7 protein-coding genes and 7 pseudogenes are annotated in these 14,030 nt (G+C 63.1%); all 14 read left to right on the top strand.

Annotated features, from left to right (window positions below):
- The first annotated feature begins 183 nt into the window (after positions 1–183).
- Positions 184–1,425, top strand: coding sequence for a 5-aminolevulinate synthase (hemA, locus tag BVER_RS21415; protein ID WP_050455001.1), 1,242 nt, complete (start codon positions 184–186; stop codon positions 1,423–1,425).
- Between the two features lie 498 nt (positions 1,426–1,923).
- Positions 1,924–2,994 (top strand): Gfo/Idh/MocA family oxidoreductase, encoded by a 1,071-nt coding sequence (locus tag BVER_RS21410; RefSeq protein ID WP_050455000.1) that lies wholly within the window; start codon positions 1,924–1,926, stop codon positions 2,992–2,994.
- 345 nt (positions 2,995–3,339) lie between these two features.
- Complete coding sequence (locus BVER_RS21405) at positions 3,340–4,284, top strand: LysR family transcriptional regulator (RefSeq protein WP_050454999.1); 945 nt, start codon at positions 3,340–3,342, stop codon at positions 4,282–4,284.
- Complete coding sequence (locus BVER_RS21400; RefSeq protein WP_050454998.1) at positions 4,281–4,520, top strand: EexN family lipoprotein; 240 nt, start codon at positions 4,281–4,283, stop codon at positions 4,518–4,520. Before BVER_RS21405 ends, BVER_RS21400 begins: the two co-directional genes overlap by 4 nt.
- A gap of 251 nt (positions 4,521–4,771) precedes the next feature.
- Positions 4,772–6,522: pseudogene (gene traG, locus BVER_RS21395) on the top strand (IncP-type conjugal transfer protein TraG).
- Positions 6,519–6,990 (top strand): annotated as a pseudogene (locus BVER_RS21390) (CopG family transcriptional regulator). The pseudogenes traG and BVER_RS21390 overlap by 4 nt, the downstream one beginning before the upstream one ends.
- Positions 6,987–7,976, top strand: a pseudogene (gene trbB / locus BVER_RS21385) (P-type conjugative transfer ATPase TrbB). The pseudogenes BVER_RS21390 and trbB overlap by 4 nt, the downstream one beginning before the upstream one ends.
- The gene (locus BVER_RS21380) at positions 7,973–8,356 is read left to right on the top strand and encodes a TrbC/VirB2 family type IV secretion system protein (protein WP_269750787.1); all 384 of its coding nucleotides are present in this window, start codon (positions 7,973–7,975) and stop codon (positions 8,354–8,356) included. Before trbB ends, BVER_RS21380 begins: the two are co-directional and overlap by 4 nt.
- Complete coding sequence (locus BVER_RS21375; RefSeq protein WP_050454997.1) at positions 8,353–8,646, top strand: VirB3 family type IV secretion system protein; 294 nt, start codon at positions 8,353–8,355, stop codon at positions 8,644–8,646. Before BVER_RS21380 ends, BVER_RS21375 begins: the two co-directional genes overlap by 4 nt.
- Positions 8,647–8,656: 10 nt before the next feature.
- Positions 8,657–11,159 (top strand): annotated as a pseudogene (gene trbE / locus BVER_RS21370) (conjugal transfer protein TrbE).
- A pseudogene (trbJ, locus tag BVER_RS21365) lies at positions 11,156–11,905 on the top strand (P-type conjugative transfer protein TrbJ). Before trbE ends, trbJ begins: the two co-directional pseudogenes overlap by 4 nt.
- A gap of 10 nt (positions 11,906–11,915) precedes the next feature.
- A complete protein-coding gene (locus tag BVER_RS21360) occupies positions 11,916–13,157 on the top strand; it encodes a type IV secretion system protein (RefSeq protein ID WP_050454996.1) in 1,242 nt (413 codons plus the stop codon).
- A gap of 11 nt (positions 13,158–13,168) precedes the next feature.
- Positions 13,169–13,693: pseudogene (gene trbG / locus BVER_RS21355) on the top strand (P-type conjugative transfer protein TrbG); the annotation flags it as partial.
- Positions 13,690–13,908: pseudogene (locus BVER_RS21350) on the top strand (TrbI/VirB10 family protein); the annotation flags it as partial. The pseudogenes trbG and BVER_RS21350, both read left to right, overlap by 4 nt.
- Positions 13,909–14,030: the final 122 nt, after the last annotated feature.

Genomic DNA, 14,030 nt, shown 5'->3' with positions numbered 1-14,030 from the left:
CGCGCTGCTGCATAGCGGCCGCGCGGCGTTCGGCGCTGCGGGCTACGCCCTTCGCGCCGCACGTCGCACAGAAGGATCAACTGAAACCACCGGCATCTGATTTCTGCACAACTTGACGCACACAACTAATGCACGGAATACGCGGAGGCAGAGCGCGCGACGAAGCCTTGGAGGCAGACTGAAATGTATGACCGTTTGTTTTGCGAGAAACTCGATGAAATCAGGTCCGCGGGACAGTATCGGACATTCGTAACATTGAATCGGGTGTGCGGCCAATATCCATTAGCGCATATCGACGGTGAAAATCGAAAGGTTACTGTGTGGTGCAGTAACGACTATTTGGGGATGTCGCAAAATCCGATCGTACGCCGGGCTATGCATGACGCAATTGACAAATACGGCGCAGGTTCGGGTGGTTCACGCAACATTGGCGGCACCCACAAGCTCTATGCGGAGTTAGAAAGTTTGCTGGCCAAATGGCATGCAAAAGAAGCCTCACTCGTATTTCCTACAGGTTTCAGCTCAAACGATGCGACGCTTCAATGTTTGCTTCGGCTCATACCCGACTGTGTGGCACTGAGCGACGAAAAGAACCATGCATCCATAATAAATGGCATTCGCGCAAGCAATGTGCGACGACACGTGTTTCGTCATAATGACGTCCATCATCTTAAGGAACTACTCGATCAATATCCAAGAAATCACCCCAAGATTATAATATTCGAATCCATTTATTCCATGGACGGAGATGTTGCTCCCGCAGTCGATATTATTCGACTAGCGAAACAATATAATGCCCTGACTTTCCTCGACGAAGTCCATGCTGTCGTCGGCATGTATGGACCGCGAGGCGCTGGGATAGCTGCTGACCTTCAATTGTGTGAAGAGATAGACATTGTTCAGGGCACGATGGCGAAGGCGATCGGCATCATTGGTGGGTACATTGCAGCCTCGCATTCGCTGATCGATACCATTCGGTCATTCGCGCCCGGGTTTATTTTCACCACCTCATTACCACCAGCCATCGTCGCTGGTTGCATTGCCAGTATCGACTACCTCATGAAACACTCGGAGGAGCGTGATCAGCTTCATCGGCAGACTCGAACCCTCAGACAGGCCCTTCTTTCAAAGCGGATTCCGGTCTTGCCATGTTCGTCAACGCATGTGCTCCCGGTGATGATCGGCGACGCATCAAAATGCAAACGTGCAGCAGCGCGCTTGCTCGGCACCCATGGAATTTATCTACAGCCGATCAATTACCCCTCCGTTGCCATCGGCTCCGAACGCTTCCGTGTGAACGCGACGCCGGTTCACACGGATGTTCACATTGCCGACCTTGCTCAGTCATTGAGCGAGGTATTCGAGCATTTCGATATCCCTCTATTGGATGCCGAAAAAGCTAATCATAATCACGAGTTGTCATGACATGGCGACTCCACCGGTAACGATCCGGAAGGCGACTTCCGATGACATAGAGAAATTGGTCATGCTACGCGCGTATCTGATCGATCGAGCCGCGAATGTGAGCTATGCAAGCCGCAATGCCAGCGAAAGCAATGCTTGGAAAGAAGCCTATAGAACGTGGCTTCCTCAAGCCATGATGGAGCGCCGGGATATTCGTGTGATCGTAGCGGATCGTGCTGGCGAGCCTGTGGCGTGTGCCATTGGCATCATTGATCGTCGACCGCCGGCACCAGACTGTCCAAGCGGCTCGTGTGGCTGGGTTCAGACTGTCGTTGTTTCCCCGTCGTAGCGACGCAAGGGCATTGCGGGGCGGCTCCTTCGTGTATTGCTTGAATGGTTCGTCTCACAGGAAGTCAAGAAGGTTGCGCTGGAGACCACAGCGGATGGGGAGAACCTATATATCGGCAATGGCTTTGCGCGCAGCGAAGAACATCTTATGACGTACATTGGAGGCCGTATATGAAACTGCTTATTATCGGCTTGGGCTATGCCGGGAAGCGCTATCAACGATCATTCGCTTACCTTTCGCGAGAACTCAATTTTCCCCTTGAGGTGGCGTATGTCGGAAGGAAGGCCCAGGAAGTTTCGATACCCTATTACGATCATATCTCGACGGCCCTTAAAGAGTTTCAACCCGAAGTCGTCATCGTAAGCGTTAATGACCAAAGTCACGTCAGCATTCTGAATGCCTTAAAATCATTCTCCGGGTTTGTAATTTGCGAGAAACCTGTCGCGGTGTTTGGCGACGACTGGAAACCTGTCCTCAACGACTTGCGGAGTTTAAAAGGGTTTGCCTTTGACCTGGTTGAGCGCTATTCGGACGTGACTCGGCGTCTGCGGACAATCGCATCCTATAACGAATGGACGCTAGTCCGCGCTAGTTTCCATTGGGGCAAGGATCGCTTGAATGACTATCGCCCGACATGTGGGGTGACCAGCGAAGTCATTCATGCGTTGGACCTTTTAAGCTGGATACGGCCCAGTAAAGGACCGTTGCTTCTGCGAAGTGCAATAGGCATTTGCTCGGACTTTTCGATCTCAGGACACGCAGTCCTTGATACTGCGCTGTTGACCGGTCGTGTTGGCGATGCGCCGTTTTCCGGCTATAGCAGCTTTGTCAATATCGAACGGCAACGCACGGTCGATTTCACCTTTGTCGATCCGAGTGGCAAGCTTTTTCATGCTCGTTGCATATATGACACGCCGGCTTGGGACCACGACCATCTAAGAGTTTGGACAAGGGATCAAAAAGATCGTGATCTGATTATCGAAGAATACAGATCTAACCCGAGCACTGTAGGCTTAGAGACTCTGCACAAGCTATCTCGACTCTGTGAAGATGTGGTAAAGGTAGCGAATTTCCATTTAGATCCGTCACAGCCGTTCGCGGACATTGAGGACGCGGCACGATTGCAGCGGCTGCTAGATGAGATCACTGTAGGGATCACCGATCCGCTTACCGCCACGTACCAACGTGGGGAACAACGAATCCTGATTGCTGAGGACGCTGACCTCGAAACCTTGGGATAAGGTCATGACTTTGAAAAACACCATGCGCGGAGTGCCCGGAGTACTTTCGCGCGACTGCGTTCTGATGACGCATCGCGACGTATTACATGTATGACCGATCACAACCTTAATTTACAGTAATTTGATAGACATCCTGATCGACTTGACACAATGCATCAGGGCAAATGCAGGTGAATTTACTTCGTCCAACGGTTTGAATAATTCATTGTCGTCGAACGAGAAACGGTTGTCGCGGCATTGGGTTCTGTTCTGCGGTGTGTGGATCGTTCGGAAGAAAACGCGCTTTATTCCCTTGATCCCCAGGATTTGCTCACGTGCCGTATTAAGCTCGACGGGGTGTGCTATATGGAGCTTCGCCATCTTCGTTGTTTCCTCGCTGTGGCCGAAGAATTGCATTTCGGCCGCGCTGCGGAACGCCTCCATGTGGACCAATCGCCGCTGTCCCGGACAATCAAGGAACTCGAAGAAGATCTCGGCACGCCGCTCTTCGTGCGCACCACGAGGAGCACGCGACTGACTCGGGCCGGACGCCTGTTTCTGGACCATATACCGCGCGTGTTCGTGGCGTTGGAGCAGGCGCGCTCCAGCGTTCGCGCGGCGGCGGCCGGCTACGACGGTCAGCTGCGCATTGCACTGTCTGACGGGATCACACCGCCTCGCTTGTCTTCCTTGATGGCACTGTGTCGTCAGGAGGATCCGGAGATCGCCATTCGCTTTTCGGAAGTGCCGTTGGCGCAGCAAATCCGTGGATTGCACGACGATCTGTACGACGTCGGCTTCGCGCAATCGGACCACGCCGGAGACGGCATTCTCGTGGAGCCGGCCTGGACCGATCCTTTGCGCGTCGCCATTCCCGCGCGCCATCCTTTGCTGGCCCACGCGCGCATCCCGCTTGACGAGCTGTTGCGCTATCCGTTGGTCATGTGCGACGCGTACCTGTTTGAAGGGTATCACCGGCAGATCGAGCGTCTGCTGCGTTCCGTCCATGCCGAACCGCTTATCGCCGAGCGGGTCAGCTCGTTCGACCTGATGATGGCGATCGTTTCGGCTGGCTTCGCGTTAGCGCTTGTCGGTGCATCGCACATCGTCGGCACGCGCGCGCCGGACGTCGTTGGCCGGCCACTTGCGAGCCACGACGCCATGCTCACCACCTATGTCCTTCGGCGCGATACCGATCCGACGGACGCGGTAAGCCGCTTCATCGAGCGCGTGGCGGCACTGGAAACCGATCCGGTGACGCCGGGCATGACCGCTTCCCCTCACGAGGACGACCAGGAGGCTTCTTTATGAAACACCGCTTCGGGTATCTGGCCGCATTGTGGATGATCGTTTCGCTGACCGCTTGCGAGCCTTCCGAACCCAAGGATACGGTTGCCTCGCTCACGGTCGATCCCGATCGCCTCAAGGAAGTGGAGCGAATGTGTCGCGAAGAGCGCGAGAAGGTCAACGACGCGCTGTGCTTGCGTGCTGCCGAGGCCCGAGAAAATCGTCTGTTCGGACGGTACCCGGGCTATAAGGGCAAGTGAAGCGTCCGCATCGCTGTCTTTTTCGGTCAATTCCTCCTGAGTAGTCCTCTACGCCGCAGCGCGCCCGCGCTAGCGGCGTTTTGCTTGTCTCCGCCCGGGCATGACATCCTGCCTTTTCGGCCTTAATCGCCGCTGCATCGGCCTTTGACCGGCCCGCACACCCGCACCGATCCTCGCATCTGTCACGCGTCATCGGCCGTGCTCCAGCACGGAACCCCGACGACGCCTTTCAGTACGCAGGAGGCTCGGACATGCAAGCGCAGGCCACCAGCCAGCACGGCATCCTGGTCGGACACTCGGCCATCGTCGTCGGCGTCGCACTTACCGGCGTGTGGGTCGCCACGCAATGGACCGCGGCGCGACTGGGATACCAAAGCGAATTGGGTGCACCCTGGTTGGCCCGGAACATATCCTGAGCTTCGCGCCGACGCGCTCGGGCAAGGGCGTCGGGCTGGTCATTCCCACCTTGTTGAGCTGGCCGGGCTCGACTGTCGTCCACGACATCAAGGGCGAGAACTGGACGCTCACCGCCGGCTGGCGTGCGCGGTTTTCTCACTGCCTGCTGTTCAATCCGACCGATCCACGCTCGGCCGCCTATAACCCGCTGCTCGAAGTGCGGCGCGGCGCCAACGAAGTGCGCGATGTGCAGAACATCGCCGACATCCTGGTCGATCCCGAAGGCGCGCTCGAACGCCGCAACCACTGGGAGAAGACCAGCCATGCGCTGCTGGTCGGCGCCATCCTGCACGTGCTCTACGCGGGCGAGGACAAGACGCTGCGGGGCGTCGCCAACTTCCTGTCCGATCCGGCGTGCCAGTTCGAACTGACGCTACACCGGATGATGACGACGCGTCATCTCGGTGACGGTGAGGACGGCCGGCCGCACCCGGTGGTCGCATCCGCCGCTCGCGAAGTCCTCAACAAGAGCGACAACGAACGTTCGGGCGTGCTGCCCACCGCCATGTCCTTCCTGGGCCTGTACCGGGATCCCACCGTGGCCGAGGTCACCTCACGCTGCGACTGGCGCATCGCCGACCTGATCTCGGCCGATTATCCGGTCTCGCTCTATCTGGTCGTCCCGCCGTCGGACATCAGCCGCACGAAACCGCTGGTGCGCTTGATCCTCAACCAGATCGGCCGGCGTTTGACCGAATCGCTCGACGGCAGCGACGGCATCGCCCGTCGTCACGCGCTGCTCTTGATGCTCGACGAGTTTCCCGCGCTCGGCCGCCTGGACTTCTTCGAGACCGCGCTGGCGTTCATGGCCGGCTACGGCATCCGCAATTTTCTCATCGCGCAGTCGCTCAACCAGATCGACAAGGCCTATGGCCAGAACCACTCGATCCTCGACAATTGCCATGTGCGCGTGACCTTTTCGACCAACGACGAGCGCACGGCGAAACGCATCTCGGAAACGCTGGGTACCGCCACGGAACTGCGCGCGCAGCGCAACTATGCGGGGCATCGCCTTGCGCCCTGGCTCGGGCACCTGATGGTCTCGCGCCAGGAGACGGCGCGACCGCTGCTCACGCCGGGCGAAGTCATGCAATTGCCGCCGGACGACGCCGTGGTGATGGTCGGAAGCCGGCCGCCGATCAAGGCAAAGAAGCTGCGCTATTACACCGACGCGCATTTCAAGCGCCGTGTCCTGCCGCCGCCGTCCCTCACGCTCGGCCGCTATATCGATGCGCCGCCGCGCCGGCCCGATGACTGGAGCGGACGCATCGTTCCGCAGCGTCCGATCACACTGTCGGCGTCGCCTGTATCGACGGGGCCGGTCGTATGCGGCACCGACACTGCGGACGATGGTGGCCCACGCCAGCAACCCGAACTTCATGAAGTGACCGGCACCGTGGTCGAACCTGTGTCCCCGGCGAACGATCTGGCCGTACTCGATGACGACGACGAGGTGTCACCGCCGCTGCCGGATCGTCTGGATCCAGCCATGCAGCGCGCCGCTCGGTTCGCGGCCCTCGATCCTGACGACGGAATCGCGCTATGAGCCAGTATCGCCTGAACCTCTTCATCCAGCCGGAGCATGCCCGGCGCCTGGAGGAACTCGCCGTACGGAAAGGCGTCTCGAAATCCTCGATCGTCGCGGCGGCGCTCGCTGCATGGCTGGCGGCCGATACCGATCATCAGCGCGAGACGGCGATGGCACGGCGCCTCGATCACCTGTCGCGACAGATTGAACGGCTGGACCGCGACCAGACGATCGGGATCGAGACGCTCGCTCTATATGCTCACCGTCAGCACGCCGCTGCCCGAAGCGCATCAGGACGCGGCCCGCGCGCAGGGCAAGGCGCGCTTCGAGCAGTTCGTCGAGCAGCTCGGCCGGCATCTGCTGCGCGGACGCAGCCTGGTCCGTGAGGTGGCGCGGGAGTTCGAGCCGCACGCAAACGCTCAGGAATCCGAGGCAGCAGATAGGGCGGCTGCCGGTCCGATCGGTGCACCGGAGCGCACGTCATGAACGCCGCCTCGGTCACGCTTGCCGCGTCAGTCGATCGGCGCATCCGCATGCTGCGCACGGCCATGGGGCCCATCATCGCCCGCGCGCTGGAGGATCCCGACGTCGTCGAGATCATGCTCAATCCCGACCGCTCCCTGTGAATCGACCGCCTGTCCACGGGACGAGCGCCCCTGGAGCAATCGCTGCCCGAGAGCGACGGCGAACGCATCATTCGGCTGGTCGCGGCCCATGTCGGTGCGGAAGTGCATCGCGGACGACCGCTGCTGAGCGCCGAACTGCCCGAGACCGGCGAGCGCTTCGAAGGCATCCTGCCGCCGGCATCACCGGCGCCCGCCTTCGCGTTGCGCAAGCGCGCGGGCGGCGTGATCCCGCTGGAACGCTATGTCGCCGAGGGAGTGATGACCGAGGCGCAGGCCGCCTTCCTGTGCGAGGCGGTGCGCGAGCGTCAGAACATCCTCGTGGCGGGCGGGACCAGCACCGGCAAGACCACGCTCGCCAACGCGCTGCTCGCCGAGGTTGCCGCGACCGGCGATCGGGTGCTGGTTCTCGAAGACGCGGTGGAACTGCAATGCGCGGCCCGCGACCATGTGCCCTTGCGCACGCGTGCCGGCGTGGTCTCGATGACCGAACTGGTGCGCGCGACCCTGCGCCTGCGTCCGGATCGCGTCGTCGTGGGCGAGGTGCGCGGTGGCGAAGCGCTCGGTCTGATCAAGATCTGTGGCACCGGTCATCCGGGCGGCATCGCCACGATCCACGCCGACTCCGTCCCCGGGGCGCTGCTGCGCCTGGAGCAGCTGATCCTCGAAGTCGCGGTCACCGCGCCGCGGGCGCTCATCGCCGAGGCGGTCAACGTCGTCGTCCAGCTGACCGGCCGGGGCCGTCGGCGGCGTATCGATCGCATCGCGCGCGTCATCGGCACGACCGCCGATGGCTACCAGCTCGAAGACGTCCGTCCCTCACCCCAAGCTTCAGGAGATGTGTCATGACACCGACACGCCTAATCGCTGCGCGCGGCATTGTCGCGTCGATCCCCTGGCTGACATCGGCATGTTCCCGGCTCCACGCGGTGGTGCGGAGACTGACGCCGGCCGCACTCGCCGCCGGACTGACCACGGCCGCCCAGGCGGCCGGGTCGTCGATGCCCTGGGAAAGCCCGCTGCAATCGATCCTGGAGTCCATCCAGGGGCCGGTGGCCAAGATCATCGCGGTGATCATCATCATCTCGACCGGCCTGGCGCTGGCGTTCGGTGACACCAGCGGGGGCTTTCGCAAGCTGCTGCAGATCGTCTTCGGTCTGTCCATCGCCTTCGCGGCGTCCTCCTTCTTCCTGTCCTTCTTCGGCTTCTCCGGCGGAGCGGTCGTATGAGCACGACGATCGATGCGTCAGCGGATGTCTCCGTCCTCATACCCGGTTTCGAGGTGCCGCTGCACCGGTCGCTCACGGAACCGATCCTGCTCGGCGGCGCACCGCGCACCGTGGCGATCGCCAACGGCACGCTCGCGGCGGCACTCGGTCTGGGTTTGCAACTCTGGCTGCCGGGGCTCGCCCTGTGGATCGTGGGCCACACGCTGGCCGTCTGGGGCGCGCGTGTCGATCCCCAGTTCATGACCGTGTTCGTCCGGCATGTGCGGCACAAGCCGCTGCTGGACGCGTGAGGAGCGCGCCATGCTGCATCTTGCCGAATATCGCCAACGCCCGGCCATGCTCGCCGACTGGCTGCCCTGTGCGGGACAGGTGGCCCCAGGCGTCGTGCTCGACAAGGACGGCAGCTTCCAGCGCACGGCGCGCTTTCGCGGACCCGACCTGGACAGCGCCACCCAGGGCGAACTGATCGCGATCACGGCGCGCCTGAACAACGCGCTGCGCCGCCTCGGATCGGGCTGGGCGCTCTATGTCGAAGCCGCGCGCCGGCCGGCGCCGGACTATCCCACGTCGGCGTTTCCGGACGCACTGTCCTGGCTGGTCGATGAGGAACGCCGTGCCGCCTTCTCGGAGGCGGACCGCCATTACGAAAGCGCCTATCACTTCACGCTTCACTATCTGCCGCCCGAGGAATCGCGCTCGCGCGCTGGGCAGCTGCTGTACGAAAACCGTTCGACGAGCGGCGTGGACTGGCGCGAGCGCCTCATCGCCTTCGTCGCGGAAACCGATCGCGTGTTCGACCTGCTCGACGGCGTGATGCCGGAGCTGGTCTGGCTCGACGATAGCGAGACGCTGACCTATCTGCATACGACCGTGTCGACCGTGCGCTACGCGGTCGCCGTGCCCGAGGTGCCGTTCTACCTCGACACGCTGCTGGCCGACCGGCCGCTGGTGGGCGGCCTTGCGCCCATGCTCAGTGACGAACATCTGCGCGTGGTGACGGTGCGCGGCTTCCCAACCTCGACCTGGCCGGGCATCCTCGACGATCTGAACCGGCTCGGTTTCGCCTATCGCTGGTCCACGCGCTTCCTGTGCATGGACAAGGCGGAAGCCGAGAAAGAGCTGCGCCGTCTTCGCCGGCAATGGTTCGTCAAACGCAAGAATGTGCTCGCGCTGCTGCGCGAAACGGTGTTCCAGCAGGAAAAGTCCGCTGATCGACACCGATGCGGGCAACAAGGCGGCGGATGCCGATGCCGCCTTGCAGGAACTGGGCAGCGATCAGGTCGCCTTCGGCTATCTGACCGCCACGGTCACGGTGTTCGATACCGATGCCGCGACCGCCGACGAGAAGCGTCGACAGGTCGAGCGCGTCATCCAGGCGCGCGGCTTCATCACCATGCCCGAGACGCTCAACGCGGTGGAAGCGTGGCTGTCGTCCCTTCCCGGACATGCTTACGCCAATGTCCGCCAGCCGATCGTCTCGACGCTCAATCTCGCGCATCTGATGCCGGTATCGGCCGTGTGGGCCGGGCCCGAGCGCAACGACCATCTGGACGGCCCACCGCTGATCGTCACCCGCACCAAGGGCGCCACGCCGTTCCGGCTGGTCACCCATGTGGGCAATGTCGGCCACCTCCTGTTGGCGGGGCCGACCGGCATAGGTAAATCCGTGCTGCTTGCGATCCTCGCGATGCAGTTCCGGCGCTACCCGGTCGCGCGCATCCTCGCCTTCGACATGGGACGCTCGATGCGCGCGACCGTCCTGGGCCTGGGTGGCGAACATTATGATCTGGGCTCCGAGGGGTCCATCGCCTTCCAGCCGCTCGCCCGCATCGATCGCGACGCGAACCGGACGTGGGCAGCCGAGTGGATCGAAGCGCGCCTGCGCCATGAAGGCGTGGCCGTCGGTCCGGACGAGAAGGCTGCTATCTGGTCGGCGCTCGCCAGCCTGGCCGGTGCTCCAGTCGAACAGCGCACGCTGACCGGCTTCTCGGTGCTGTTGCAGTCCAACACCCTGCGCCAGGCGCTCGCACCCTATGTGCTGGGCGGCGCGCACGGTCGCCTGCTCGATGCCGATCATGACCGGCTCGGATCGGCCGACGTGCAGTGCTTCGAGATGGAAGAGCTGATGACGAGCCGCGCGGCGGTGCTCGCCGTCCTCGGCTACCTCTTCGCCCGTTTCGAGCAGCGGTTCGACGGTACGCCCACGCTGCTCATTCTCGACGAGGCCTGGCTGTTCCTCGACGACCCGGTGTTCGCGGCACGCATTCGCCAATGGCTCAAGACGCTGCGCAAGAAGAATGTCTCGGTCATCTTCGCCACCCAGTCACTTGCCGACGTGCAGCAGTCCAGCATTGCCCCCGCGATCGTCGAGAGCTGCGCGAGCCGTATCTTCCTGCCCAACCCGCAGGCGACGGAACCGCAGATCCGGACCATCTACGAGAGCTTCGGTCTGAACCGACGCCAGATCGAGATCGTCGCCACCGCGCAACCCAAGCACGACTATTACTACCAGTCCCGCGTCGGCAACCGGCTGTTCGATCTCGATCTGGGTCCAGTCGCGCTGGCCTTCGCCGGCGCCTCGACGCCGCCCGATCAGCGTGACATCGAGCGCGTGTTCGACGCCGCCGGCGCGTCCGGTTTCCCGTCCGCGTGGCTGCGGCATCGCGGCCTCGACTGGGCTGCCGATCTGCTGCCGGCCTATCCCGGCCATACCGGTCCGGCGGTGTCTTCGCCGCAGAGCCTACCGGGTTCTGCATCACCTCGTGCCCGTGTTTCCGATTCTTCCGAGGAGGTTTTGCCATGACGACCCGTTTCCTGTCCGCCGCGCGTGCGGTGAGCGTCGCGACCGTGCTCGCCGGTGCGCTGATGATGGTGACGCCGGCCGACCCCATCCCCGTCTTCGATGCCGCCAATTATGTGCAGAACACGCTGGGTGCGGTACGCGCACTTCAGCAGATCGAGAACCAGGTTCGGCAACTTCAGAACGAAGCGCAGTCGCTGGTCAATCAATCGCGCAACCTGACGAGCCTGCCGTCCAACGTGACGGATCGCCTGCGCGCCAACCTCGCCACGACCCGTCAACTCATCACCCGGGCGCAGGGCATGGCCTTCGACGTCCAGCAGACCGACGCCGACTTCGCGCGTCTCTATCCGCAGCAATACACCGCAGCGGTCAGTGGCGACCAGATGGTGCAGGACGCCCGTGCGCGCTGGCAGCACATGCTGACCGGTCTGCAAACGGCGATGCAAATGCAATCGCAGGTCGCGCAAAACCTGAATTCGGACGAGGGCGTGCTCGCCGATCTGGTCTCGCGCAGCCAGTCGGCCACCGGCGCGCTGCAAGCCATGCAGGCGACGAACCAGTTGCTGGCACTCCAGGCCAAGCAGTCGATCCAGTCTCAGCAGTTGCAATTGACCCAGGACCGCGCCGCCGCGCTCGAACTGGCACGGTAGGCAGCCGCCACCGAACGCGGGCGTGAGGTCACGCGCCGCTTCCTCGGCCACGGCACGCCCTACACGCCGCAGCCCGTGCATTTCTACGGCGATTGAGGCGATGACCATGGATGACGTGACGGTCATCGACCATTTCCTCGACACCTTCTCGCGCTACATCGATTCCGGCTTCGGTCTCGTGCATGGCGAAGTGGCGTGGCTGTCGGCGACGCTGGTGGCGATCGACATGACGCTTGCCGGGCTCTGGTGGGCGCTCGCCCATGCGACCGGTCAGGGCGAGGACGTCATGGCCAAGCTTATCCGGAAGGTGCTGTATGTCGGCGCCTTCGCCTTCCTGATCGGCCATTTCAACACGCTCGCCGGCATCGTCTTTCGCTCCTTCGCCGGACTGGGATTGAAGGCGTCGGCGTCGAGTGTCGCGATGGACAAGTTCCTGCAACCAGGGCGTCTGGCCAAGACCGGCATCGATGCCGCCGCGCCCATCCTCGACCAGATCAGTCAGTTGGCGGGCTTCCCGGAAGTGTTCGTGCATCTGACGCCGATCGTGGTGCTCTTCCTCGCCTGGTTCGTCGTCATCTTGTGCTTCTTCGTGCTGGCCGTTATCGTCGGCATCGGTACGGGACTGTTCGGCGAGTTCAAGACCACGCCCATCGACAGCTCGATTGACCACGCACTGGTCATCATGCTGGCGGCGCTGTCGCTGCTGGCGCTGGGCATCTTCGGGCCGGGCATCGCCACGGGACTCGTGTCCGGTGCGCCCCAGCTCGGCGCGGGCGCGATGGCCGGGGCGGCGCTGGGCGCGACCGGTACGGCGGTCGCCCTGGGTGCGGCGGCCACGGGCGCGGGCGCCGCCGTCATGGCCGGCGCCCGGATGGCGCCCGCCGCCGCCGGCGCGCTGGGGCGCGGCGCGCGCATGGCGGCATCGACGGCAAGCAGCGCGGGTGCGGCCTTTCAGAGCGGGGCATCCGCCGCAGGCGGTGGCGTGCGCGGCGTCGCGGCGGGCGTCGGGAACGTCGCCCGTACGGGCGCCCAGGCGGCCGGGCAGACAGTCGCGTCTCGTGCGCGAGCAGCCGGCGCACGGGTGGCCGAGGCCTTCCGGGGCGAAAGCGGCTCCGGTAGCGGATCAGGCGGCGGATCGGGCAGCGCATCGGGGCACGGAACGACGTCCGGCGCGGCCAGCGGCGACGAGCCAGCCGATCGCGATACCGCGAAACAGCCCGCCTGGGCCAAACGCCTGCACCGCCGCCAGCAGATCACGCACGCGGCGAGCACCGCCGCGAACACGCTGCGCGGCGGCAATGGCGGGGGCGCCGGCCAGGGTCCTCGCCTCAACCCCTCCGACGAATGACGTCAAGGAGACTTAAACCGATCCGCTCGGGCCTGAACACCAATCTGGTCATCACCCCAGCCGACGCACTTACCTGATCGAGCTGACTTCGACCGAGACGGCGTGGATGGTGTCGGTCTCGTGGCATTATCCGAAGGACGAGATGCTGGCGCTGGAGCGGCAGGATCAGGCGGCCCAGGCCGCCGCACCGGTGGCCACGGGCCTGTCGCTGGAGACGTTGCGCTTTCGCTATGCGATCGGGCGGCCATCCGTCCTGGAAGCCGCTGCGCGCCTTCGACGACGGGCAGAAGGTCTATATCGAATTCCCGCCCGGCATCGCGCAAGGCGAGCTGCCACCCCTCTTCGTCATCGGCCCGCAAGGCGATGGACAACTGGTCAACTACCGGTTCCGCAGCCCGTATTACATCGTCGACCGGCTGTTCGGCGCGGCCGAACTGCGCCTGGGCGGCGGTAAGGGCGAGAAGCAGGGTGAGGTCGTCCGGATCGAGCGCACCGATGGTGTAGTCGCGAGTGGAACACGGGGGAGCGGATCATGAACCCGGAAAACGATCAGCCACCGCCGGAGGCGGGACCGCCCAAGATCGCGCCGGAAGCGGTCGCGCTGCGCGCGCAGCCGCGACAGGTGATGCGGCTCAACCGCCGCACGCTGGCACTGCTTTCCGGTGGCCTGGGCATCGCGGTGCTCGGTGCAGCGCTTTGGTCGCTTCAACCCCATCGACACATCGGGAACGAGGCCACCGAACTCTATAGTCGGGCCTGCAAAATTGAATTTGCCGGAATGGACCCGACGACGCAGTCTGGTGCAGACGTAAACGCACATCTCAGCCAGGTCTGCAGCGCACGAGTAGAGGTTGAGGCATGACGTTGAGCTGA

The organism is Candidatus Burkholderia verschuerenii (genome assembly GCF_001189365.1).
GTDB lineage: Bacteria > Pseudomonadota > Gammaproteobacteria > Burkholderiales > Burkholderiaceae > Caballeronia > Caballeronia verschuerenii.
This window is presented reverse-complemented; position numbering and strand designations above follow the sequence as displayed.